The sequence below is a fragment of the Sphingobium scionense genome, assembly GCF_014197035.1.
In the GTDB taxonomy this organism is placed as follows: Bacteria; Pseudomonadota; Alphaproteobacteria; order Sphingomonadales; family Sphingomonadaceae; genus Sphingobium; species Sphingobium scionense.
In genome coordinates this window covers 170,821-194,564 of the sequence record NZ_JACIEU010000007.1, presented here as the reverse complement: position 1 = coordinate 194,564, position 23,744 = coordinate 170,821, and the positions used below count along the sequence as shown (strand labels likewise).

Genomic DNA, 23,744 nt, shown 5'->3' with positions numbered 1-23,744 from the left:
TGCTTTTGTAGCAGTGCGGGGGTGGGCCTGGTCCTGAACCTCCCCAGGCAGATGGCGGTCGATGCCCGATCATGGGCCGTCATGGCGACAAGAGAGGGGTAGCCCTATGCCAAACCCAGATTTCGCATTGCAGGTCCGAACCGGCAACCGCGCGCGCTCGCCAATGGTGAAGCGTAATGTGCGCCTGTGGCTCTGCCTCCTGCTGGTGATGCTGGACGGCGTGGCCCTGTTCGTCGGTTTCGGCGCGGGCGTCCGGATTTCGCCGCTGCCCGGATTGAGCGGCGACATCGCCGCATCGCTGGCTGCCGGCGCGACGGTCTTCGCGATCATCGCTTTCCACAGTCAGGCTTATGCCGCCTCCTGCCTGACCAGCGCGGCCATCAGTTGTCGCACCGTGACGCTGGCGTTGGGCGGCACGATGCTGCTCTTCTTCCTGGTGGTGTTCGCGCTCAAGGCGATCGATGTCGTGCCGCGCTCGGCCGTGCTTGCGGGACTCGCGAGCAGCCTGGGGCTGTTGCTGGTGCAGCGATCGCTGGTGGCCCATGCCGTGCGCCGCCGCTTTGGCAGCCAGCTCCTGGCCGAGATATTGATCGTGGATGGCTGTGCGCTGCCCAATGACTGTGGCAACGCGGCCGTGATCGATGCCTGCCATATTGGACTGCGGCCGGAGGAAGATGATCCCTTCAAGCTGCATCAACTTGGCATGTTGCTGCGCGATTATGACCGGGCGATCGTCCTCTGCCCGGCGGCGCGGCGCGCCAGTTGGGCACAGATACTCAAGGGCAGCAATGTCCAGGGCGAAGTCGTCGTGCCGGAAGTGGGCGAAACCATGCCGCTGGCGGTCGGTGGCTGGCTGGGTTCACCGACCCTGGTGGTTGCGCGTGGTCCGCTCAACCTGGCGGACCGGGCGAGCAAGCGGCTGCTTGACATCGCTCTCACCGTGCCGTTGCTCATCGCCCTGTTGCCGCTGCTGCTGCTGGTCGCGATCGCGATCAAGTTCGACAGCGCAGGGCCGATCTTCTTCCGTCAACAGCGGATCGGCCGCGGCAACCGGCTGTTCCGTATCTACAAGTTCCGCAGCATGCATGCGGATCGCGGCGACGCCGTAGGTAGCCGCTCGACCGGGCGGAGCGACGACCGGGTGACGCGGATCGGACGCCTGATCCGCCGCACCAGCATCGATGAGCTGCCGCAACTGTTCAATGTGCTGCTGGGCGAGATGAGCCTGGTCGGCCCGCGCCCCCATGCGCTGGGATCGACGGCGGAGGACGCCTATTTCTGGCAGGTCGATCGTCAATATTGGCATCGCCACGCGCTCAAGCCCGGCATTACCGGCCTAGCGCAGATCCGGGGCTTTCGCGGCGCGACCGAAACCCGCGCCGACATTTTGCGGCGGATCGAATCCGATCTGGAATATCTGCACGGCTGGAGCCTGGCGCGCGACGTGGGCATCCTCCTGCGGACCTTCAACGTGCTGGTCCATCAGAAGGCTTTCTGATGTCCTGCCCGGAAATGCGGGCCGACTAGGCGATCATTCGCGCGCTGGTCCGGTGCTGCCGCGCGCGACCAGCGAGAAGGTGAAGCGCGGCGGTTCGCCCGGGCCGTTGATCAGCGCGTCGATCGCGGCGCGGCCCATATGGTCCAGCGGCTGGCGCACGGTGGTCAGCGGCGGCCAACTGGTGCGGCTCGCGGGCGTGTCGTCAAACCCGGCGACGGACAGATCCTCGGGCACGCGCAGGCCCAGATCATGCGCCAGCGTCAGCACACCCAGCGCCATCGGGTCGTTGGTCGCAAAGATCGCGGTCGGCCGGTCATCCCGCTGCAACAGCGCCTGCGCGCAGGCGATGCCGGACGCGAAATCGAAACTGCCCTGCATGAACAGGCTGTCGTCGATCGGCAGTCCGGCCGCCGCCATCCCCTCGCGAAAGCCCTCGACGCGCTGCAAGGCCGCCTTGTGGGTCGGGGGCGGGGTGATGACCGCGATCCGCCGATGGCCGAGCGTCGTCAGATGATCGGCCACCATCCGCCCGGCGGCATGTTCGGGCGTCGGCATGTTGATGCCACCCTTCGATGCCTCCGCCGTGCCGGCGATCCGGGCGCAGGGCAGGTTCAGCGCCACCAGCCGGTCGAGCAGCAGCGCGTCGTCGGACAGCGGCGGCACCAGGAACACGCCGTCCGGGCGCAGTGCCGCGACCAGCCGGTCCAGCACTTCGATCCGCTCCTCGCCAGCATCGGAAATCGGCTCCACCACCAGATGATAGCCCAGGTCGCGGCAGCGCGCCGCCGCGCCCGACTGGATGCCGCCGGTATAGGCGGGGGCGGGGTTGCTGTAGAGATAGGCGATCATGAAGGACCGGCCACCGGCCAGCCGCCGCGCCGACTGGTTGGGACGATAACCCAGCTGCTCGATCGCCGCATTCACCCGTTCGCGCAGTTCGTCGCTGACGTTGGGCGCCTTGTTGACAACGCGGGACACCGTCTTGATCGAGACTTTGGCGAGGGCGGCGACGTCATGGATGCTGGGCATGATTTTCCTATAGGGCCGGTCCGAAGGCGGCTGGCCTCGCCATGGGGCGGTATGGCATTATGCCTCATAGTGGGAAGGGTGGAAGATGAGCAACGTCATTAATTTTCGTCTGGCGCGCAAGGCCAGGGATCGGGCGGACAAGGCGCAGGCGGCAGACAGCAACCGCGCCAAGTTCGGCCGGACAAAGGCGCAGAAACTTGCCGATGAGAAAGAAGCACGTCGCAAGGCGTCTTTGCTGGATGGGTCGCGCCTTGAAAATAAGGATAAGTCTGACGGCGATGCTTGATGTCGTGAAGTCATGATATAAATCTGTTGTTCATGTTCGGAATGAATATCCATTCATATTGAGAGGGTATTTTTCAATTCATCGATATTGAAAAACAGATCGTCCCGCATTTGACGATATGTTTGAGGCGAATGGCGATGGTCGGCGGTTGATCTATCGCTATGACCAAGAATATTCGATCCATCCGTCCCGCCTCGGCCGCGATCGCCGCTGTCCTGGCATTGTCCGCAACGCCCCTGCTGGCGCAGGAGATGATGACGCCCCCGCCGGCCGCGCCTACGGCGCCGTCAACGGCGCCTGTCGATATCGCGCCTGCGGTGCCGGCGGCAGAGCCCGCACCCGCAGCGCCTGCCACACCGTCTGCGACTCCGGCGGCGCCGGTCTTCGAGCCCAGCCAGCCGGTCGTGCAACAGGCCCCGCCGACTCCGGAGCCGCAGCCTGAAGCGCCTGCCGCACAGGAAAGCCGCGCTGCCCCTGCGACCCCGGCACCGCGCCGCGCGGAAGCCCGCCAGTCTGAACGTGCTTCTGAACCCGCTCCGGCGCCTGCTCCGACCCCGGCTGCGGCTGAACGTACCGAAGCGCCGGCGCCCGTAGCCCCGGCCGCAACGCCAGCTCCGGAACCGGCCGCCGTGACCCCGGTTGCCGAACCGGCCCCGGCTGCCGCGCCGGCCGAACAGTCCTCGGCCCTGATCGATCCGGCGCTGCTGCTGGCGCTGGGTGGCGGTTCGCTGCTGCTGGTCGGCCTTGGCGCCACCGCTGTCGTCCGCCGTCGGCGTCAGCGTGTCGAGGCCGAGCGTGAAATGATCGCGCCGATCGAAACCGGCCCGGCCCCGGCGCCGATGCCCCTCGCACCCGCTGCTCCGATTGCTGCGCGCACCCCGCTGGCTGCTGCCCCGGCGCCCACCGGCGATGTCGACGCGATGGTCGCCGCTGCCCCCAGCCGCGACAATCCCTTCCTGACCCAGCGCAACCGCCGCCGCCGTGCGCATTTCCTGCTCGCCCAGCGGCAGGCGCTCCGCACGGCCGATCCGGTCGCCCGCGCCGCGCCGGTCGCAACCCCGGCCAGCGCCGCGGCGACCGATCGCAGCCAGACCGTCTATCGCTTCGGCAGCGACCGCGCCCGTCCGGGCCTGTTCAAGCCGCGCACCAACTGATCGGCGCTCCGCGTTGAAGGAGAAGGGGACGGTGGCCCGCCATCGTCCCCTTTGTCTTGCCTGTCCTACAGTCCGCTTCGCCTGATAGAAGCAGCGGGCAGGGGAGAAGATCGCGCTTTCCGATAGGATCAGCGTCCAGCAAGATTATGTCAAAATCTGCGGGAAATATGGGAAGTTAAGGCCCGCGGCCTCCAACAGGCGCCGTCGCGCTGTTGCGCTGGCCCGTCCCGCCTGTTACCGGCGCGCGGTTTATATCCCACGCCAATATTGGCCTGCATGAAGAGTCGCCCACCATGTCCGACCAGATCAATCGTATCGTCCTCGCCTTTTCGGGCGGCCTCGACACCAGCGTGATCCTGAAATGGTTGCAGCAGACCTATCAGTGCGAAGTCGTCACCTTCACCGCCGATCTCGGCCAGGGCGAGGAACTGGAACCCGCCCGTGCCAAGGCCCGCCTGATGGGCGTCAAGGAAGAGCATATCTTCATCGACGACCTGCGCGAGGAATTCGTGAAGGACTATGTCTTTCCGATGATGCGCTCCAATGCGCTCTATGAAGGCCTCTACCTGCTCGGCACCTCGATCGCCCGTCCGCTGATCGCAAAGCGCCAGATCGAGATCGCCAAGATGCTGGGCGCCGACGCCGTCAGCCATGGCGCCACCGGCAAGGGCAATGACCAGGTCCGCTTTGAGCTGGGCTATTACGCGCTGCAGCCCGACATCAAGGTGATCGCGCCCTGGCGCGAATGGGATCTGACCAGCCGCACCCGGCTGATCGAGTTCGCCGAACAGCACCAGATCCCAATCCCGCGCGACAAGCGTGGCGAAAGCCCGTTCTCGACCGACGCGAACATGCTGCACACCAGCTCCGAGGGCAAGGTGCTGGAGGATCCGTGGGAGGAGACCCCGGACTTCGTCTATTCGCGCACCGTCAACCCGGAAGACGCGCCTGACGCGCCCGAATATATCACGATCGATTTTGAGCGTGGCGACGGCGTCGCCATCAACGGCGTCGGCATGTCGCCGGCGACGCTGCTCGAAACCCTCAACGAATATGGCCGCAAGCATGGCATTGGCCGTCTCGACCTGGTCGAGAACCGCTTCGTCGGCATGAAGTCGCGCGGCATGTACGAAACGCCGGGCGGCACCATCTATCACCTCGCCCATCGCGGCATCGAGCAGATCACGCTCGACCGTGGCGCTGCCCATCTGAAGGATGAGCTGGCCCCCAAATATGCCGAGCTGATCTATAACGGCTTCTGGTTCTCGCCCGAGCGCGAGATGCTCCAGGCTGCGATCGATCACAGCCAGGAAAAGGTGACTGGCACGGTCCGCCTCAAGCTCTACAAGGGCGGCGTCTATGTCGTCGGCCGCAAGTCGCCCTACACGCTCTACAGCGAGAAGGTCGTGACCTTCGAAGACGATGCCGGCGCCTATGACCAGCGCGACGCGGCGGGCTTCATCAAGCTCAACGCGCTCCGCCTGCGCCTGCTGGGCCGCCGTGACGGCCTCTGATTAGCGCGGCATTGATGTTTCGGGGGAGGCCCCGGTCCGCACATGAGCGGGCCGGGGCCTTTCTCTTTTCCGCCAGATACAAATTGCGACAACTTATCGGGTGACATGACAAAGTTGCGGGACAAGTCTTGCCGATAAGCGACGTCAAGGATGGTTGACACGACATCCACGACTGAACTTGGAAGGAAAGACCCAATGCTCCGCAATTTCTTCGCCACCGTCGCGGTCGGTTCGCTGTTCGTCGGCGGGCTGGCGGCCACCCATGTCGCCTTCGCGCAGGATGGTGGTCCGGGGCCGCGCGGCATGCGCGGTGGTCCCATGATGATGGCCGACGCCAACAAGGACGGCACCATCACCAAGGCGGAACTGACCGCCTCGCTCGAAGCCCGCTTTGCCCAGCTCGACGCCAACAAGGATGGCAAGCTGACCAAGGAGGATCGCGACATCCGCCGCCAGCAGCGTCTGGACGAACGCTTCGCCGCGCTCGACACCGACAAGAATGGCCAGATCAGCAAGGCCGAGTATCAGGCCGGCCACCAGCCTCGCGCCGATCGCGGCCCTGAAGCCGGCAAGCCCGGCGGCCCCGACGGCAAGCGCTGGGGTGGGCGTGGCCATGGCGGTCCCGGCCGCGGCATGATGCACCGTGGCCCCGGCTTCGGTGACGCCGACAAGGACGGCACGATGACCAAGGCGGAATTCATGGTCGGCCCGCTCGCCATGTTCGACAAGGCCGACGCCAACAAGGATGGCAAGGTCACGGCCGAGGAAATGAAGGCCGCCCGCCAGGCTATGCGTGGTCCCGGTCGCGGCCATGATCGTGGTCCGGGCCGTGGCCCCGGCCCCGACCAGGCACCGCCGCCGCCCGCCAACTGATCGTCTCGGCCGGCCCCGCCCATGCCCCCTTGTGGGTGGAGGTCGGCCAGAACGGGAAGGGCGAAGACGGTTCCCCCTGCCGCCTTCGCCCTTCCAACCCATTCCCTCCCATGACACAAGCGGACCATGAGCGAACGACCCCATCTCCTGCTCGTCGATGACGAGCGATCGATCCGCGAGCCGCTGGCCCAATATCTCTCCCGCAACGGCTTCCGCGTGACGGCGGTCGAGAATGCGGCGGAGGCGCGGCTGCGTCTGGCCGCCAATGCCATCGACCTCGTCATCCTCGACATCATGATGCCTGGCGAGGATGGCCTGTCGCTCTGTCGCCACATCCGCGAGACCAGCGAGATTCCGGTGATCCTGCTCACCGCCCGCTCCGAAGAGACCGACCGCATCGTCGGGCTGGAAATGGGGGCGGACGATTATGTGCTCAAACCCTTTTCGCCGCGCGAACTGGTCGCCCGTATCAAGGTGATCTTCCGCCGCGTCGCCACCGGCGGCCAGCGCGTCACCGCGCCCGACGGCGCCACCTATGCCTTTGCCGGCTGGTTGCTGAAGACGCAGGAACGCACCCTGGTCGATGCCGAGGGCGTCTCTCTGCCCCTCTCGACCGCCGAATATAATCTGATGATGGCCTTCGCCACCCGGCCCAATCAGGTGCTCAGCCGCGACCAGTTGCTCGACATCACCCAGGGGCGCGAGGCCAATGCCTTCGACCGGGCGATCGACAACCAGATCAGCCGGCTGCGCAAGAAGATCGAGCCCGATGCCAAGAACCCGACGCTGATCAAGACCGTCTGGGGCGGCGGCTACACCCTGTCTGCGGAGGTCCGCAAACTGTGAAGCAACTGCGCCTTTGGCCGCAAAGCCTGGTTGGACAGATCATCGTCCTGGTCGCGATCGCGCTGTTCGTGGCGCAGGCGATCAATTTCGGCCTGCTGCTGCGCGAACGCAACCGGGTCGAGCTGACCAGCCAGACCGCGCCGGTCGTCTATCGCGTCATCAACGCGCTCGATGTCCGGCCCGATCGCTGGCCGGGGCGGGACAATCGGGAACAGGGCGAGGATCGTGACCGGGATCGTCGCAATGTCGATTTTGCAACGACGCGCCCGACCCTGACCGGCAAGCCGCGCCCCGATGTCGAGGCGCGCGCCGCCGCCATGTTCGAGGATATCGGCCTCACCGTCCATGCGATCGCCGCGGCCGAGGATAGCCGCATCATGCCGCTGCGCCGCTGGGAACAGATACGCAGCCGCGCCACCGGGGAAGCGCCGCGCGACCATCGTGTCGGTCGCCTGACCCTTGCTGTCGAATATGAGCCGGGCAAATGGCTGTCGACGGAGGCGCGCATCGGCAGCCGCCCGCCACGCTTTGGCGGCTGGCTGGTCGCCCAGACGCTGATCCTCTATGTCATCGTGCTGATCCCGCTGCTGTGGATGGGGCGTCGCTTCGCCCGCCCGCTCAAGCAACTGACCGGCTCCGCCCGCCAGTTCGCCAGGACCGGCTTGGCCGATCCGGTCGAGGAAAGCGGACCGGGCGACGTGCGCCAGCTCACCACCGCCTTCAACGCCATGCGCGCGCGGATCATCGCCATGCTGGATGAAAAGGACCGGATGCTCGGCGCCATCGGCCATGACCTGCGCACCCCGCTCGCCTCGCTGCGCGTCCGCACCGAATCGGTCGAGGATGAGGGCGAACGTGCCCGCATGTCGCAGACGATCGAGGAAATGAACCGGATGCTCGACGACATCCTCTCGCTCGCCCGCGCCGGCCGCAGCAGCGAGACCGCGCAGAAGGTCGACCTCACCTCGCTCGCCGACGCCGTCGTGGAGGATTTCATCGAACTGGGTTCACCGGTCGACATGATCGACAGCGATCGCGCCGTCGCCTTCGTGCGCGCCCAGCAGATCCGCCGTGCGCTGCGCAACCTGATCGAAAACGCGATCGTCTATGGCGACCGCGCCCATGTCAGCGTCCAGCATCAGGATGGCGCGATCCGCATCATCGTGGCCGACGAAGGGCCGGGTATTGCCGAGGACAAGATGGGCGAGATGATGGAGCCCTTCACCCGGCTCGAAGGCTCGCGCAACCGGGAGACCGGCGGCGCCGGCCTGGGCTTGGCCCTGGTCCGCGCGATCATGGCCGAACATGGCGGATCGCTCCAGCTCGCCAACCGCCCCGGCGGCGGCCTCGAAGCCAGCCTCGTCCTCCCGGCCTAAGGGCCATTCCTCCCCAAGATCGCTTGGGGAGGGGGACCGCTCGCGTAGCGAGTGGTGGAGGGGCACAGGCCCGATAGCGCAGAGTCGGAAAGCGGCGGCCCTAGCTTGCCAGCGGCCGAATCATCGCCGGCGTCTCCACCGTTGCCGGCGCCACCGGCGGCAGGTCGGGCAGTGCTCTGTCCACCGTCACCGGCTCGCCGCTTTCGACCAGCGCGATCGCCTCGGCCTCATTCGCCACCGCCGGCGGCGATCCGCGCAGCGGCATACCCGCCGTCTCGCGCACCGTCAGCATGGTCAGCAGGCCGATCAGCGCCGCACCCATCAGATAATAGGCCGGCACCAGCGGGTCACCGGTCTTCTGCACCAGCCAGGCGGTGATCAGCGGGGTCGTGCCGCCGAACAGCGACACCGAGATGTTGAACGCGATCGACAGCGCGCTGTAGCGCACCGGTGTATAGAAGAGCGCGGGCAGGGTGGAGGGCATGGAACTGGTGAAGCAGACCAGCGCGATCCCCAGCAGCATCAGCCCCAGGAAGATCAGCGCGTCATTGCCCGTGCCGATCAGCCACATGCACGGCACCGACAACAGCATCAGCGCGACGCAGGCACCGATGATCATCGGCCGCCGGCCCAGCCGGTCGCTGAACAGCCCGCCCACGACATTGAGCGGCATCATCACCAGCATCACGATGATGATCAGCAACAGCCCCTTGGTCTCGGCATAACCCATGGTCACGCTGAGATAATTGGGCATGTAGGTCAGCAGCATATAGTCGGTGACGTTGAACACCAGCACCAGCCCGACGCACTTCAGCAGTTGCCGCCAATGGACGCGAAACAGGGTGCCCAGCCCCGGCCGCTCGCTTTCGCGCGCGTCGATCTGTTCGCTATAGGCCTGGAATGCCGGCGTCTCCTCCAGCTTCAGCCGCATATAGAGGCCGAGCAGCCCCAGCGGCCCGGCCACCAGGAAGGGAATGCGCCAGCCCCAGTCGAGCATCTGTGCGTCGGTGAGCGACATCTGCAGGGCGGTGACGGTGCCGGCGCCCGCGATATAGCCGCCCAGCGTCCCGAACTCCAGTCAGCTACCCATCAGGCCGCGCTTCCGGTCGGTCGAATATTCCGCGATGAAGGTCGCCGCGCCGCCATATTCGCCGCCGGTCGAAAAGCCCTGCACCAGCCGCGCAGCCAGCAGCATCAGCGGCGCGCCGATGCCGATCTGCGCATAGGAGGGGATGAGGCCGATGGAAAAGGTGCCGACCGCCATCAGGATCATGGTCATCGCCAATATCTTGTGCCGGCCATAACGGTCGCCCAGTGGCCCGAACACCAGTCCGCCCAGCGGCCGGACGAGGAAGGCGACGGTGAAGGTGGCGAAGGTCGCGATCAGTTGCAGCGCCGGATCGCTCGACGGGAAGAAGACATGGCCCAGCGTGACGGCAATATAGCCGTAAACGCCGAAATCGAACCATTCCATGGCATTGCCCAATGCGGCGGCGCCAACGGCGCGGTTCAGCAGCGACCGGTCGACGACGGTGACGTCCTCGACCTGCATGTCGCGTCGGCGCTTGAACCAGCCGAAATGGATGTGGCGCGCGGCATGCGCGGCGGATGTGGACACATTATTCTCCCGGCCCGTCCAGGCGGGCACGCGGGGCGCGCCTCATTGCCATCGGACAGGCGATGTCGGCCGATAATCAGGGCCTTGGAACGTTGCGACGCCGCATTGGGCATCAAGCGAGGAGCCGCCCATATAGGCAGTTGCCCGCGAAAAGGTGCAACAAAGGGGCGGGCCGTGCCTTCATGGGGGTGAGCCGACCCTGGCTGTCCTATTTGCGCCTTCTGGTTTATGCTGCGTCGCGATGGATTTTGGGCCGGACATGACGAAGCAGGGGTTGGAAACAAGATTTCCAACCCCTGTATCAAAATTGCCGAATGTGCGGGAAATATGGGAAGTTAAGGCGGCGATTTCCTATTTTGCCGCCCCGACGGTCCGCCTCAATGCTTGCCCGGCTTGGACGATGTCCCGGCCGCCGTCGGATTGATCAGTGCCGCGCCGCTGGGCAGGCCGGTGCCGCCCATGTCCAGCTTCTGCGCCTGTTCCCGCGCGACCCGCTGCGGATCGTCCCGCTCCTTGATCGCCGCCTGGGTTTCGGGATCCTGCGCATCATCCTCGTCGGCCGAGGAATTGCCGCCTCGGGTCCAGCCCAGGACGACCGACATGCGTCGGTTGCGCGGATCATAGGCGTCGCTCTTCACGAACGGCTCGCGATCGGCGACCCCCTCGATCCGGGCGAAGCGGGCATTGGGAATGCCGGTTTCAGCCAGCGCCTTGCGGGTCGATTCCGCACGGGCGGACGACAGCATCCAGTTGTTCATGGTCCGGCCCGATGCATAGGGCAGGCCATCGGTATGGCCGCGCACGATCAGCGGGTTGGGCATGGTCTGCAGGGCGTCGGCGACCTCGGCGATCAGCGCGCGCGCCTCGGGCACCAACTGGTCGGTGCCCGACCGGAACATCGCGAAGTCCGCCTCGTCGATCAGGTCGATGCGCAGCCCTTCGCGGGTTTCGGTGAAGCGGACATTCTTGCGCAGCTTGGCCAGCCCCTTCTTGGACATACGGTCCTCAAGCTGCTTCTTGATATTTTCGAACTTCTGCCGGTCGGCCGCGCGCAATGCCTTGCCGCCCTGGTCCTTGGTGCCGGTGGCGTCACGCGGGATGGTGATGGCCAGATTGCCCTGACCACCCGTCGTCGGATAATTTTCCTTCGCCATCAGGCTGTCGCCGCCGAACATGCCGGTGGACCCCGCCGAATTCATCTTCAGCTCGACCAGCGTCGGGGTGAAATAGTCGGCCAGCGCCTTGCGCTGCTTTTCGGTGGTCGCACCGAGCAGCCACATCAGCAGGAAGAAGGCCATCATCGCCGTCACGAAGTCGGCATAGGCCACCTTCCAGGCGCCACCATGATGGCCGCCATGCCCTTCGACGATGATCTTCTTGACGATGATCGGCCGGGGTTCGGGCTCGTTCGCGCCGCGCTTCTTCTCCGCCATGGCTTATTTGTTCCGCATGCCGTCGAACACTTCGGCAAAGCCGGGCTGGTTCGCATGGATCAGGCTGGAACGGGCGGCCTCGATCACCAGCGGCTGCGGATGGCCGTGCAGCGAGGCGATGATGATCTGCTTGACGACATGATAGATGGCGCCGTCCTGCTCGATCACCGCGCGGCAGCGATTGGCGAAGGGATTGACCATGCCATAGGCCAGCAGCACGCCCAGGAAGGTGCCGACCAGCGCCGAGCCGATCATGCCGCCCAGCACCGAGGGCGGCTGGTCGATCGATCCCATGGTCTTCACCACGCCCAGCACGGCGGCGACGATGCCGAGGGCGGGGAGGGCGTCGGCCAGGCCCTGCAGATTGTCGGCAGGCTTCAGCGATTCATGATGATGGGTCTTCAGGCTGTTATCCATCACCTCCTCGACGGCATGCGGATCGAGCGTGCCCGAAGACACCACGACCAGGCGCAGCGTGTCGCTGATCAGGTGGATCAGCGTCTTGTCCTTCATCAGCTTGGGATATTCGCCGAAGATGGGCGATGTGCCCGGATCTTCGATATGCGGCTCCAGCGCCACCGGGCCTTCGACGCGCAGCGTCTTCATCAGCTTGCTGACCAGGAAGATGCAGTCCAGAAAGTCCTGCTTCTTGTACTGCGGCCCCTTGAACACCTTGGCCAGGCCGCCGCCCAGCGCCTTAAGGTCGGAACCCGAATTGCCGATGATCAGGGCGCCGACGGCGGCGCCGCCGATGATGATCATTTCGTGCGGCAGCGCGTGCAGCACCGGTCCGATGTCGCCGCCGGTGAAGATGAACCCACCGAAGACCATGCCCAAAAGCACGACAAGGCCGATGATTGCAAACATGGTGTTCCCCGAAAATGCGCCTGGAGGCGGTGGCTCCGTCGGCGCCTCGTGGCGCCAGTCCCTTTCTGGTTAATACGGACTGGTTACCGTCTGCTTTAGGACGGCGACGCTTTTTCGCCGCCTTTAGCTGATCAGGTCGAACAGCGTCTGCTGGTTGATCCGCGCAAAGGCGGACTGGGCCGCCTCCAGCTGCAGCAACTGCGCCTTCACGTTCGAAATGACCGTCGTCAGATCGGCCGATTCCAGTGTGTCGCGCCGTTCCGACAGGTTGATATCGACATCGGTCAGGCGGGTGCCGATCACCTCCAGCCGGTCGGCGCGCACGCCCTGCTTGGCGCGCTCCACCACGACCCGGTTCTGGCCGATCTGGATCGCATCCAGCGAACTGGCGAGGTCGGTGTCATTGCCGCCTTCGACCGCGTCGATCGCCTTGCCCAATATGTCGTCCAGCGACATCGGCGTGCCATTGACGTCGATATTTTCGGAAATTTCCTGCTTGGTGCCGACCACCGCCAGGTTGAGGCCGCGGCTCACCGGCACCAGCACGCTCTGGCCGTCGTCGAATACCGACACGCCCTGATAATCCTTCTGGTTCAGCAATTCGCCGACCGTGGTGCGGATCGTCTTGAGTTCCTCGGCGATGGCGGCGGCGCTGGTGTCGTTCAGCGCGCCGTTGCGCGCCGACGTGATCAGCTCCTGCGCCCGCGTCATCAGATTGTTGATTTCTTCCAGATTGGCTTCGGCATTGCCAGCGCGCGTCGTGCCATAGCTGACATTGGTCTGCCAGGCCGATTGCTGCGCCTGGGCGCGGCCGATGTCGGACACCTGGACCCAGGCCAGCGCGTCGTCCGACGGCTTGTTCAGGGTTATGCCGGTCGAAATCGCGGTCTGCCCGTCGACAATGCTCTGCGACAATTGCTGTTGCCGGCGGATCTCGGCGAGCATGATCTTGTTGGTGATGCCTACCATGTCTCAGCGTCCTTCCGTCACATGATCTGCAGGATTGAATCGACCGTGTCCTTGGCCACCTGCAGGATCTTGGCGCAGCCCGAATAGGCTTGCTGGATCCGCAGCAGGTCTGCCGCCTCCATGTCGAGATCGACCCCGCTCACCGCTTCGCGCGCGGCGACCGCCTGGTCGCTGCGGCCCTGGGCCGTGGTCTTTTCCGCCGTGCTGGCGGTCAGAAGATTGGCGTGGCTGGTGATCAGGGTCGTCCAGCCCTGTTCGACGCTGCCGCTGCCGCGCAACGTCGATGATACTGTCAGCAGATTGCCGTTCAGCGTGCCGTCGGCCGACTTGGTCGCCAGGTCCGTCGGCTCCACGTCCAGCGCGACCAGCGTCGCGGCGCTGCCACCATAGGAGAGCAGCGGCACGCCGCTGGCGCCGGCATCGGTATAGCCCTGCGCATGCCAGGCATTGACGTCGGTGGCGAACTGCTCGGCCAGCGTGTCGAGGCTGGCACGGCGTTCGGCGGTGGTGTCGGCCGATGCGAACAGGCCGCCCAGCGTGCCGTTGGACGGCGCGGCGAGGGCCGTGCCATCGGACAGCGCCAGCGACAACCGGCCATCGGTGGCGGACGCGGTCACCGCGACCGACGCGGCGGTATCACCCGACACCAGGGTGGTGCCGTTATAGCTGATCTCGGCGCTGTCATGTGCGCCGAAGCTGATCGTGACATTCAGGTTCGCCGACAGTGTCTGCAGCGCGGAATCGCGGCTGTCGAGCAACTGGGCATAAGCCGACGTGCCCGGCTGCGCGCGCAGCAGGCTGTTGTTGATCGCGGCCAGCGACGACAATTGCTGGTTGATTGTCTGGGCCGACGCCTGCGCCTCGGTATTGATGCCGGTCGATACGGTTTCCAGGTCGGCGGCGGTCTGGCGGAAGGATTCCGCGACGCGGCCGATGCTGTCCAGCGTGGTGACGCGCAGCGACGTGTCGCTGGGGCTGGCCGCCAGCTTGTCCAGATTCTGGTACATGGTCGTCATCAGCTGGCCGACGCCGGTGGGGGTGTCGTTGAGTGCGGTTTCGATGTCGCTCTGCCAGCGCACCCGCGCATTGGCGCTGCCCAGCGCCATGGCGGTGATGCGCACCGACGCATCCAGATAGGGGTCGGTGCCGCGATTGATGCTGGCGACCTGGGTGCCGCCGAAATTCGCCTTGGCGACATAGGTCGCCATGGTCGCGGTCGACGATCCCGATTCCACCGTCGTCACCGACCGACGGGCATAGCCGTCGGTGCTGGCATTGGCGATATTTTCGGAAATGGCCGCCATCGCCGTGCGATAGGCCTTGGTGCCCGACGCACCGATGATGAAAAGATCGCTCATGCGCCCTCAGCCGTGGTTGCCGTGCCGGTCGTGGTCGCGGTCGCGCTGCCGGTCTGGGCCGGGCTGTCGTCCTTCACGCGGGCACCGAACTGGTGCATCAGCAGTTCGGCGATGCCCATCGCGCCCTTGGTCGACATGGCGTCGGCGGTGCGCGCATCGGCCATGTCCTGAAATTGCTGGGTCGCGCCTGAATCCGTGATGCCCTCGGCCAGGCTGGCCGATCGCATCGCGCCGATCATCTGGCGCAGGAATACCGCTTCGAACTGCTGCGCCGCCTTCTGCAGCGCCGCCTTGGTCTCGAAGGGGTTGGGCGTGCCGCTCGCCGCGGTTGCGTTCGATACCTGCATCACAACACCACCAGTTCCGCTTTCATCGCGCCCGCCTGTTTCAGCGCCTCAAGAATCGCGACCATGTCCGCCGGGGAGGCCCCGATGGCGTTGACCGCCTTGACTATATCGGCCAGCGACGCCCCACCTTTAAAATTAACCATCGGTTTTTTCTGCTCGTCGATACTGATGCTCGACGATTGCTCGACCGCGGTCTGGCCCTGGCTGAAGGGCGCGGGCTGGACGACGCGGGGGCTTTCATTGACGCTGACGGTCAATTTGCCATGGGCGACGGCCGCCGGATGGATCTTCACCGCGCCGTTGATGACGACGGTGCCGGTGCGGGCGTTGACGATAACGCGGGCAGGGGCGTCGGCGGGCGTGACCTCGATATTCTCGATCATGCCCATCATCAGGATGCGTTCTTCGGCGCCGGGCGTCGCGTCGATCGCGACCGACACGGCATCGACAGCGCGGGCGCGTCGATCGCCAAAGGTCTTGTTGATGCCGTCGGCCACGCGCAGGGCGGTGGTCAGGTCGGCTTCGGACAGGTTGAAGGTCAGGCTGGGCGCGGTGTCGAAGCCGGTGGCAACCGCACGCTCGACCGTGGCCCCCTCGGGGATACGACCGGCGGACGGGATGTTCACCGATACCTGACTGCCATCGGCGCCGGACACGCCCAGGCCACCGACGGCCAGATTGCCCTGCGCCATCGCATAGATTTCATTATCGGCACCGCGCATGGCCGTCATGATCAGCGTGCCGCCGCGCAGCGACTTGGCCTTGCCCAGCGCAGAGACGGTGACGTCCAGCCGCTGGCCGGGTTTGGAGAAGGCGGGCAGGTCGGCGGTCACCAGCACGGCAGCCGCATTTTTGAGGGCGGGGTTGACCCCGGCGGGCAGGGTCAGGCCAAAGCGCGAGACCACGCCCTTCATGCCCTGCACCGTATATTCGATGCTGTCGTCACCCGTGCCGGCAAGGCCCACGACGATGCCATAGCCGGTCAACTGGTTGGGACGGACGCCCTGGAAGGTGCCCAGATCCTTGATGCGTTCGGCATGGGCCGGCGCGGCGATCAGCGCCAGCAGCGGCAGGAGAAAGCGGAACAGGCGTGTCATGGCGGTCCGGGTCTCCATCAGAAGGGGCTGATCATGGTAAAGAAGCGCTGCAGCCAGCCCTGACGGCTGGCGCGGGCGATCTCGCCCTTGCCGGTGTAGATGATCTTGGCGTCGGCGACGCGGGTCGACAGGATGCGGTTGTCCGGGCCGATATCGGCCTGGCGCACCAGGCCGCTGATCTGGATGAACTCGTCGCCGCGATTGAGCGTCAGCGCCTTTTCGCCCTTCACCAGCATGGTGCCGTTGGCATAGGCGGCGGCGACGGTCACGGTGATCTCGCCGTTCAGCGCGTTCGACTGGGTCGCCGCGCCCTTGCCGGTAAATGTGTTGTTGCCGCCCATCGAGACATCGCTGGCGGAGAAGAGCTTGGACAACGGACCGGTTGCCGGCGGGGTCAGGCCCAGCGAGCCGCTGCGGTTGGTATCCGCGCTGTTGCTCTTGGTCGCCTGGGTCCGTTCGACCAGCACGATGGTGATGATGTCGCCGACATTGCCTGCCCGCGCGCCACTGGTCAGGGGCGTATAGCCGGTCGATACCTGGAAGATCGAGCCATTGGCCTGCGGCGTCTGTGGCTGGGCGATGACGGTCGGCGCATAATATTCGCGCTCGACCTCGCGCTTCTTCTTGGCCGCAAGAGCAGGCGACGCGGCCATGGATACCATGGCGAGGACGACGAGCGAAGTGGAGAGGGCGCGCATCAGTCCGCTCACATATTCTGGTTGGCGTATTGGAGCATTTCGTCCGTCGCCTTGATCATCTTGGAATTGACCTCATAGGCGCGCTGGGTCTCGATCATGTCGACCAGTTCCTCGACGATGTTGACGTTCGAGGTTTCCAGATTGCCCGAGCGGATGAGGCCGCGGCCTTCCAGGCCCGCGGTGCCGACCTGCGGCGTGCCGCTGGCGGCGGTCTCGACCAGCAGGTTGCCGCCGATCGACTGTAGCCCCGCCGAATTCATGAAGCTGGCCAGTTCGATCTGGCCCAACTGGGTCGGTTCGCTTTCTCCCTGCAGCGTCGCCGACACGGTGCCGTCATTGCCGACGGTGACCGACGTCGCGCCCTGCGGCACGGTGATCTGCGGGATCAGCGGCAGGCCGTCGCTGGTGACGACGGTGCCCTCGGCGGTGACGCTGAAATTGCCGGCGCGGGTATAGGCGGTGGAACCATCGGCCTGCTGCACCTGGAAATAGCCCGATCCCTCGATCGCCATGTCCAGCGCATTGCCGGTTTCTTGCAACGTGCCCTGCGTGTTGATCTTGCTCGTGCCCTGCAACGAGACACCCGAACCCAGATTGAGGCCGGTGGCGAACTTGTTCTGGCTGTCGCTGTTGGCGCCGGCGGCGACGATCTGCTGATAGGCCAGCGTCTCGAAGTCGGCCCGGTCCTTCTTGAAGCCGGTGGTGTTGACGTTCGCCAGGTTGTTGGCGATCACGCGCATCTTCGTGTTCTGCGCGTCAAGGCCGGTGCGGGCGACATGAAGGGCGGCGTTGGTCATCGTTCAATCTCCGTGCGGCTCCCCGAAGGGATGCTCATGCGTCGTTCACAGCAAGATGCGTGCCAGAATTAACCATCCAGTTTCATGAGCGATGCGCCGCCGTCATCCATCTGCTTGGCGGTGTCGATCATCTTGATCTGGGTTTCCCAGGCGCGGCTGGCTTCGATCATCTGGACCAGCGCGGCGGTGGCGTTGACGTTCGATCCTTCCAGCGATCCCGATGTGACGGTCGCGATCGGATCTTCGGGCAGGGCGCCGCCATTCACTTCGCGGAACAGCCCGTCGGTGCCCTTGGCGATGCTGGAACCGGCGGCATTGACCAGCTTCAACTTGTCGATCTGCTGCGGATTGGCCGGATCGCCGCCCTGGGGCACGCCCCAGATGCTGCCATCCTGGGCGATCGACACGCTGTCCATCTGAGGCAGGGTGATCGGGCCGCCCTGGCCCAGCACGGCCAGGCCGTCGCCGGTGGTCAGCAGGCCGCTGTCATTGACCTTCAGGTCGCCGCGGCGCGTATAGGCTTCCTGCCCGTCCGGGGCCTGAACGGCGAGCAGTGCGTCGCCGTTCATTGCCACGTCCAGCGGATTGCCGGTTTCGGTGACCGCCCCCTGCGCCATGTCGGCGGCGATCACCTGTTCGGAGGCCTGAGCCCGGGTATCGAAGGTATCGCCCTTGATCCAGCGTGTCTCGGCATTGGCGATTTCGGCACGAAAGCCGACCGTGTTGGCGTTCGCGAGATTGTTCGCGATCGACGCCTGGCGGGCCATCGCACCGCGCATCGCGGTCAGTGCCGTGTTGACGAGCCGGTCCATGGGCTACCCCTTCTACCCCGTGCCTTAGCTACGGATGTTGACGATGGTGGTGGTCAGCGTATTGGCCGCCTCGATCGCCTTTGAGTTCGCCTGGAAGTTGCGCTGGGCTGCGATCAGCTGGACCAGTTCGTCGGTGATGTCCACGTTGGAACGTTCCAGCGAACCCGAGTTCACGGCGCCGAACATGCCCTGGTTGGGCGTGCCGATGATCGCGCTGCCGCTTTCCACGGTCGAGGTCCAGTGCGCGTCGCCCTGCTGGCGCAGGCCCTCCAGGCTGTTGAACGACGCCATGGCGACCTGCCCCAGATAGACGGTCGAACCGTCGGCATAGATGGCCGACACCAGGCCGTCCTTGCCCACGCCGACGCTGGTCAGCTGCGCGCCATCGGCTTCGCCCTTGTAGGTGGTCGGGATCTGCAGGTCGGTGAGGTCGTTGGGCGTCGTCGAGTTGGTCGGCGGCGTCGTGATCTCGCCGGTGTCGGGATCGACCGCGAACACCTGGATGCGCGAGCCGGTGGTGTCGACGGCATAGCGGTCATTGTCGACCGAGAAGGCGCCGTTGCGGGTATAGCTGATGGTGCCGTCTTCGCCCTTCACGGTGAAGAAGCCCTCGCCCGAGATCGCCATATCCAGCGTCTTGTCGGTGGTTTCGATCGTGCCCTGGGTGAACTGCTGGGTAATGCCCTGCACGCGCACGCCCTGGCCGGCGACCTGATGGGTGGTCTGCATCGGCGCAGCGGCGAAGATGTCACCGAACTGGGCCTTGCTCTTCTTGAAGGCGGTCGAGTTCACGTTGGCGACGTTGTTCGAGACGGCGGACAGGTCGGCCTGTGCGCCCTTGAGGCCGGAAAGCGAAACATAGAAGGACATGGCGTAGCTCCTTGGGTGAAAAGGATGGGTGAAATTACATCAGGCTGATCGCGTCGGTCGGAGCGAAGCTGCCGAGCGCGGTGATCAGTTTGGAGGAGGAACCGTCGGCGGGTGACTGGACGGCGGCGATGGTGGCCCAGGTCGCGACCTGGCTGGTGGTGCCGCCATTGACCTTGACCTGCAGGGCGGAGGAGGAAACGGTTTCGCCCGCATCATCCTTGCCGTCCCAGTAGAAGGCGACCTCGCCGGCGCTCTGTGCGCCCAGGTCGATCGACTTGACGACATTGCCGTCGCCATCGACCAGGTCGACGCTCACGGCATCGCTGGCGCCGCTCAGCGTGATCTGGCCGGCATAATAGCCGCTGGAATCGGGCACCGCGACATTGCTCTGGACCAGCATCGACTTGCCGATCCAACTGGCCGCATCGCCAAGCCGGGTGCCGCTCAGTTCCGAAGCCAGCGACTTCAGCGACTGGTTCATCTCGGCAATGCCGGTCGACTGGGTGATGGTCGCCATCTGCGACACCATCTCGGTATTGTCGACCGGTTCGAACGGATCCTGATACTGCATCTGCGCGGTCAGCAGCGTCAGGAAGCTCGACTGATCCATGGTCGCGCTGCCCGTGCCGACATTGGCATTCGGGTTGTAGACCGAAAGGCCTGCGCTATCGGTGACGGTAGACGTCGTCGTCATTTGCCGATCCTTATGGTTTCGAGCATCAGGGATTTGGCGGTGTTGAGCACCTGCACATTATTCTGGTACATGCGGGCGGTCTCGATCATGTCGACCATCTCCGCATTGCTATCGACCGCGGCTTCCCAGACATCGCCATTGGCATCGGCCAGCGGATGGTTGGGGTCGTGACGCTTGGTCGGCTCGGCGTCCGTGGTGACGACATTGGCGACCTTCACCGTCGACACGCCGGGGCTGTCGGTGACCGACTGGAAAACCGGCTTGATCGCGCGATAGGCTTCGGCCGCGCTGCCGGTGACATTGCCGGCATTGGCCATGTTCGATGCGGTGGCGTTCAGACGCACCAGTTGCGCGCTCATGGCGCGGCCGGCGATGTCGAACACGTTCATGGGGCCTGAACCACTCATGCTCATTCTCCCTTCAGCGCACGGTTGATGGTGTTGATGCGGCCCTCCAGGAAGGAGAGGGTGGTGCGGTATTTCACCGCATTTTCCGCAAACAGGGTCTGTTCGGTGCTCAGTTCGACGGTGTTGCCGTCAAGGCTGGGCTGCAACGGCACGCGATAGCCCATGGCATCGTCCACCGCCTGGCCGACATCGGCCGGGCCGCGGCTGCTCTGGGCGGTCGCTTCCTTGAGCGCCGCATCGAAATCGATGTCGCGCGCCTTGTAATTGGGCGTCGATGCGTTCGCGATGTTGGACGCGAGCAGGGACAGGCGCTGCGAGCGAAGCGCCAGCGCCTTTCCATGGATCCCGAACAAACCGTCTTCCAGCGACATTTCCCGTCAGTCCCTTTTTGCCCGTGCGGGTCTAAAGCTTTCGATCGTCCCGCCGTTCTCCTGCCTGATGGCGTTCGATGCGGGCGATCCAGCCGAATATTCGCAAGAGCCGTGCCAATTTGCGTGGGTGACGCAGGGCGGCGTGGCGAAATGCCGGAATTCGTGGCTTTCGCGGCATCGGGCGGCAAGGGCGGCAAAAATTTGCCGGGCGGCGGCAATCCGTTGCCGGTGCGTGGTGATGGCGGGATGGAAATGGGATGATCGGGATTTTGGCGCATCTGTTCGATCCGCTCACGCTGGCCGCGATGCTGGGTGGCGTTGCGGTGGTGGCGCTGGCGCAGAATGGCGTGCGCGCGGCCGGACGGGCCTGTATCGCCCTGCGCCCGCTGCTGCGGGCTGACCCGCTGCATGATCGCGATACCGCCCGCGCGGCCCTGCTCCAGATCGATCAGGTGGCTCAGTTGCGCGGGCTGATGTGCATCGATCGGGTAAAGACCGATAACGGCTTCATGGTCGATGCGACGCGGCGCCTTGCCAATCGCGATCGCGTCGAGCTGTTCGAAAACTGGGCAATGCAGGCGCTATCGGACCGGGCGCAACGCCATGCCGGCGTGCGCAATGTCTGGCTGTCGGTGGCCGATGCGGCGCCGGCGCTGGGGATGGCCGGCACGATCATCGGGCTGGTCGGCATGTTCGCGGCGATGGATGATCCGTCCGCGCTCGGCCCCTCGATGGCGCTCGCGCTGCTCACAACCCTTTATGGCGTCGTCATCGCCAATCTGCTTGCCGCGCCGATCGCCGCGCGCCTGGCGACTCTGTCCGAGCAGGAACTGGCCTGGCAGCAGGAGGCGGTGGCGCGCATGCTGGCGATCGCGCGGCGCGAAAACGCGCCACTGCGCCGCGCATCGATCCGCGAAGTCGCATGACCGCGCCTGCAATCCCATCGGCCGCAGCGGCGGCCCGGCGCAATCGCTGGGCCGTCAGCTTTGCCGATCTGCTGATGCTGCTGCTCGGCTTCTTTGTGCTGCTCCAGGCAACCGGCAGCCAGCGCCGTGATGCGATGCTGGCCGAGGTCAGTCGCCAATTTGGCGGCCGTCCCGCCCGCACCGCGGTCGAACTGCGCGCGGCAGAGCTGTTTGCGCCGGGCGAGGCGATGTTGACGTCGCAAGGGCAGGCGCGTCTGCGCGCGGCGGTGCGGCCCTATATGCAGGATGACCGCATGGTCGAACTGCGTAGCCAGGGGCAGGATCGTGCGCGACAACGTTTCGACGACTGGGATCTGGCGGCGGCACGGCTTGGCGCCGTGGCACGCGCGCTCAAGGCGCAGGGCGTAGGTGGCGATCGCCTGCTCATCCGTGGCCTGGATCAGGCGGATAGCGCCGACGGGCAGGGGCAGGTGATCCGCATCGCGCCGGGCGAGGTTGTGAAACCCTGATCCTCAAGTGGCACGTTTGTTGCTTTTAACCATGGTGAAAGTCCGCATTTTCGGAGAAGCGCCGTGACCAGACCCGTCCAGTTCCTCGCCATCGCTCTGGCCTGCGCAGTTGCGCAGCCCGCACTGGCGCAGCAGAAGTTCGAGAATCTGGATCGCATCGACAGTCTGGTCGCAATGACCGTTGGCGCGAACATGGGCGAGCCTGGCGGCCCGCTGGCGCCGGTCGATCGTCGCCTCCGCCTTGCCGCCTGCCCGACTACCCCTAATGTGGAAGGGCCTATCTTCGGCGCTGCCATGGTCAAGTGCGACGCACTGGGCTGGCGCATCCGCGTGCCGCTGGTCGCTGGCGCCGCCGCAGCTGCCTCCGGCCCGGTCGGTCGCTATGCCCCCGCCGCCCGACCGGTCGCCAAGGAATCGGTCGTCAAACGCGGTGACCCGGTTCAACTCATGGTCGGCAATGCCAGTTTCAGCGTTTCGCGCATGATGATCGCCGATGAAGACGGCGCAATTGGCGAGACGATTCGCGTGCGCGAAGACAAGAAGTCATCGCCTGTACTTGCCCAGATCGTGGACATGGGCGTAGTGCGCATTCCGGGATTTAATAATTTTTGAACTTGTCCGTTATAGCGTTCAAGGGACGAGTGAAGGAATGAACCAATGATCAACTCAGTCGGCCAGAGCATCAGTTCGGCAATCGAGGCAAACCGCTTGCGCGAAGGGGGCAAGGCCCGCGCCGCATCGGCAACCGGATCGACCGGCGCTACCGCGTCGGCATCGACGTCGGCCAGTCCGGCAGCGCGCATGGCGGCCGAAGGCGCGCCTGTCGACATGGACCGCATCGCCGCCATCAAGGCTGCGATCGCTTCGGGCAATTATCCCGTCAATCCGTCGGTCATCGCCGACCGGATGATGGCACTCGATCTTCCCGCCTAAACAGGACATTCCTTCATGCCCCTCGGCCTTGCTGCACTGGATGGTCTCTTTGCCGCCTTTGACGACCTGCGCGCTGCGCTGGACGGCAATGATGCGGCCGCGATCGAGGCCGCCAGCATCAAGGTCAGCACGGCGGCGGCCGCCGCCCGTGCGATCGGCGCCTGGCGTTCCGAACCCGATGTGGTCGCACGGCTCAATCGCCTTCTGCCACTGATCGATGCGGCGCGCGTCCGCACCAATGTGCTGGCCGATTACACCAGCCAGCGACTCGCGATCCTGACCTCCAACGGCGCCCGCAACGCGCCGCTCACCTACGGTCGGCGCTGACAAAAATAAATTTTGCTTTCGGGCTAAAGCGGCGCCAATCGGCGCCGTTTTTCGTTTTACGCAGAATCTTGTTTAACCGCGTTAACCAAATCTTGGCACAAGCATTGCTCTAATAGCCCACGGTACCAAATGGGG

At 65.2% G+C, this 23,744-nt stretch carries 26 protein-coding genes and 1 pseudogene; 12 read left to right on the top strand and 15 right to left on the bottom strand.

The window, feature by feature from the left end:
* Positions 1 to 106 precede the first annotated feature (106 nt).
* The gene (locus GGQ90_RS28990; protein WP_223178193.1) at positions 107 to 1,498 is read left to right on the top strand and encodes a sugar transferase; all 1,392 of its coding nucleotides are present in this window, start codon (positions 107 to 109) and stop codon (positions 1,496 to 1,498) included.
* Positions 1,499 to 1,531: 33 nt separating this feature from the next.
* Here GGQ90_RS28990 and GGQ90_RS10310 read toward each other — a convergent pair whose 3' ends face one another.
* Positions 1,532 to 2,527, bottom strand: a complete 996-nt coding sequence (locus GGQ90_RS10310) for a LacI family DNA-binding transcriptional regulator (protein ID WP_188082072.1) — start codon at positions 2,525 to 2,527, stop codon at positions 1,532 to 1,534.
* 85 nt (positions 2,528 to 2,612) lie between these two features.
* Between GGQ90_RS10310 and GGQ90_RS10305 the strand changes: the two genes are divergently transcribed.
* From GGQ90_RS10305 to GGQ90_RS10280, 6 genes are all read left to right on the top strand, one after another.
* Positions 2,613 to 2,813: a DUF4169 family protein gene (locus GGQ90_RS10305; protein WP_188082071.1), complete on the top strand. Its 201-nt coding sequence runs from the start codon at positions 2,613 to 2,615 to the stop codon at positions 2,811 to 2,813.
* Positions 2,814 to 2,974: 161 nt separating this feature from the next.
* The gene (locus GGQ90_RS10300) at positions 2,975 to 3,967 is read left to right on the top strand and encodes a hypothetical protein (RefSeq protein ID WP_188082070.1); all 993 of its coding nucleotides are present in this window, start codon (positions 2,975 to 2,977) and stop codon (positions 3,965 to 3,967) included.
* A gap of 293 nt (positions 3,968 to 4,260) precedes the next feature.
* Positions 4,261 to 5,481 (top strand): argininosuccinate synthase, encoded by a 1,221-nt coding sequence (locus GGQ90_RS10295; RefSeq protein WP_188082069.1) that lies wholly within the window; start codon positions 4,261 to 4,263, stop codon positions 5,479 to 5,481.
* Between the two features lie 195 nt (positions 5,482 to 5,676).
* Positions 5,677 to 6,354, top strand: coding sequence for an EF-hand domain-containing protein (locus tag GGQ90_RS10290; protein ID WP_188082068.1), 678 nt, complete (start codon positions 5,677 to 5,679; stop codon positions 6,352 to 6,354).
* Between the two features lie 126 nt (positions 6,355 to 6,480).
* Positions 6,481 to 7,200 carry a response regulator gene (locus GGQ90_RS10285; protein WP_007709060.1) on the top strand — a complete coding sequence of 240 codons (720 nt, stop codon included), beginning with the start codon at positions 6,481 to 6,483 and terminating at the stop codon, positions 7,198 to 7,200.
* Positions 7,197 to 8,576, top strand: coding sequence for an ATP-binding protein (locus GGQ90_RS10280; protein ID WP_188082067.1), 1,380 nt, complete (start codon positions 7,197 to 7,199; stop codon positions 8,574 to 8,576). The genes GGQ90_RS10285 and GGQ90_RS10280 overlap by 4 nt, the downstream gene beginning before the upstream one ends.
* Positions 8,577 to 8,676: 100 nt before the next feature.
* Here GGQ90_RS10280 and proP read toward each other — a convergent pair.
* From proP to flgB, 14 genes and pseudogenes are all read right to left on the bottom strand, one after another.
* Positions 8,677 to 10,128, bottom strand: a pseudogene (gene proP / locus GGQ90_RS10275) (glycine betaine/L-proline transporter ProP).
* A gap of 443 nt (positions 10,129 to 10,571) precedes the next feature.
* Positions 10,572 to 11,627, bottom strand: coding sequence for a flagellar motor protein MotB (locus tag GGQ90_RS10270; RefSeq protein WP_188082066.1), 1,056 nt, complete (start codon positions 11,625 to 11,627; stop codon positions 10,572 to 10,574).
* A gap of 3 nt (positions 11,628 to 11,630) precedes the next feature.
* Positions 11,631 to 12,494 carry a flagellar motor stator protein MotA gene (gene motA, locus GGQ90_RS10265; protein WP_188082065.1) on the bottom strand — a complete coding sequence of 288 codons (864 nt, stop codon included), beginning with the start codon at positions 12,492 to 12,494 and terminating at the stop codon, positions 11,631 to 11,633.
* A gap of 123 nt (positions 12,495 to 12,617) precedes the next feature.
* Positions 12,618 to 13,463, bottom strand: coding sequence for a flagellin (locus tag GGQ90_RS10260; protein ID WP_188082064.1), 846 nt, complete (start codon positions 13,461 to 13,463; stop codon positions 12,618 to 12,620).
* Between the two features lie 17 nt (positions 13,464 to 13,480).
* Complete coding sequence (gene flgK, locus GGQ90_RS10255) at positions 13,481 to 14,821, bottom strand: flagellar hook-associated protein FlgK (protein ID WP_188082063.1); 1,341 nt, start codon at positions 14,819 to 14,821, stop codon at positions 13,481 to 13,483.
* The gene (locus tag GGQ90_RS10250; protein WP_188082062.1) at positions 14,818 to 15,168 is read right to left on the bottom strand and encodes a rod-binding protein; all 351 of its coding nucleotides are present in this window, start codon (positions 15,166 to 15,168) and stop codon (positions 14,818 to 14,820) included. Before GGQ90_RS10250 ends, flgK begins: the two co-directional genes overlap by 4 nt.
* The gene (locus GGQ90_RS10245; RefSeq protein WP_380767222.1) at positions 15,168 to 16,256 is read right to left on the bottom strand and encodes a flagellar basal body P-ring protein FlgI; all 1,089 of its coding nucleotides are present in this window, start codon (positions 16,254 to 16,256) and stop codon (positions 15,168 to 15,170) included. The genes GGQ90_RS10250 and GGQ90_RS10245 overlap by 1 nt, the downstream gene beginning before the upstream one ends.
* A 26-nt stretch (positions 16,257 to 16,282) precedes the next feature.
* Complete coding sequence (locus tag GGQ90_RS10240; RefSeq protein ID WP_188082060.1) at positions 16,283 to 16,963, bottom strand: flagellar basal body L-ring protein FlgH; 681 nt, start codon at positions 16,961 to 16,963, stop codon at positions 16,283 to 16,285.
* An 8-nt stretch (positions 16,964 to 16,971) separates the two neighbouring features.
* Positions 16,972 to 17,760, bottom strand: a complete 789-nt coding sequence (flgG, locus tag GGQ90_RS10235) for a flagellar basal-body rod protein FlgG (RefSeq protein WP_188082059.1) — start codon at positions 17,758 to 17,760, stop codon at positions 16,972 to 16,974.
* A gap of 68 nt (positions 17,761 to 17,828) precedes the next feature.
* A complete protein-coding gene (locus GGQ90_RS10230; RefSeq protein ID WP_169860036.1) occupies positions 17,829 to 18,572 on the bottom strand; it encodes a flagellar basal body rod protein FlgF in 744 nt (247 codons plus the stop codon).
* A gap of 24 nt (positions 18,573 to 18,596) precedes the next feature.
* Positions 18,597 to 19,442: a flagellar hook-basal body complex protein gene (locus GGQ90_RS10225; RefSeq protein ID WP_004208208.1), complete on the bottom strand. Its 846-nt coding sequence runs from the start codon at positions 19,440 to 19,442 to the stop codon at positions 18,597 to 18,599.
* 34 nt (positions 19,443 to 19,476) lie between these two features.
* Complete coding sequence (locus tag GGQ90_RS10220; protein ID WP_010338861.1) at positions 19,477 to 20,136, bottom strand: flagellar hook assembly protein FlgD; 660 nt, start codon at positions 20,134 to 20,136, stop codon at positions 19,477 to 19,479.
* Entirely contained in the window at positions 20,133 to 20,543 is a 411-nt protein-coding gene (gene flgC, locus GGQ90_RS10215; RefSeq protein WP_188082058.1) for a flagellar basal body rod protein FlgC, read from the bottom strand. The genes GGQ90_RS10220 and flgC overlap by 4 nt, the downstream gene beginning before the upstream one ends.
* A 2-nt stretch (positions 20,544 to 20,545) precedes the next feature.
* Entirely contained in the window at positions 20,546 to 20,914 is a 369-nt protein-coding gene (gene flgB, locus GGQ90_RS10210) for a flagellar basal body rod protein FlgB (RefSeq protein WP_188082057.1), read from the bottom strand.
* A gap of 257 nt (positions 20,915 to 21,171) precedes the next feature.
* Here flgB and GGQ90_RS10205 point away from each other — a divergent pair, with 257 nt between their 5' ends.
* The 5 genes from GGQ90_RS10205 to GGQ90_RS10185 all read left to right on the top strand — a co-directional run bounded on the left by GGQ90_RS10205 (position 21,172) and on the right by GGQ90_RS10185 (position 23,609).
* On the top strand, positions 21,172 to 21,840 hold the full coding sequence (locus tag GGQ90_RS10205; protein ID WP_188082056.1) for a motility protein A: 669 nt from the start codon (positions 21,172 to 21,174) through the stop codon (positions 21,838 to 21,840).
* Complete coding sequence (locus GGQ90_RS10200) at positions 21,837 to 22,349, top strand: OmpA/MotB family protein (RefSeq protein ID WP_188082055.1); 513 nt, start codon at positions 21,837 to 21,839, stop codon at positions 22,347 to 22,349. Before GGQ90_RS10205 ends, GGQ90_RS10200 begins: the two co-directional genes overlap by 4 nt.
* Positions 22,350 to 22,412: 63 nt before the next feature.
* The gene (locus GGQ90_RS10195; RefSeq protein ID WP_188082054.1) at positions 22,413 to 22,961 is read left to right on the top strand and encodes a flagella basal body P-ring formation protein FlgA; all 549 of its coding nucleotides are present in this window, start codon (positions 22,413 to 22,415) and stop codon (positions 22,959 to 22,961) included.
* Between the two features lie 45 nt (positions 22,962 to 23,006).
* Entirely contained in the window at positions 23,007 to 23,282 is a 276-nt protein-coding gene (gene flgM, locus GGQ90_RS10190; RefSeq protein ID WP_188082053.1) for a flagellar biosynthesis anti-sigma factor FlgM, read from the top strand.
* Between the two features lie 15 nt (positions 23,283 to 23,297).
* Positions 23,298 to 23,609 (top strand): hypothetical protein, encoded by a 312-nt coding sequence (locus GGQ90_RS10185; protein ID WP_188082052.1) that lies wholly within the window; start codon positions 23,298 to 23,300, stop codon positions 23,607 to 23,609.
* The last annotated feature ends 135 nt before the right edge of the window (positions 23,610 to 23,744 follow it).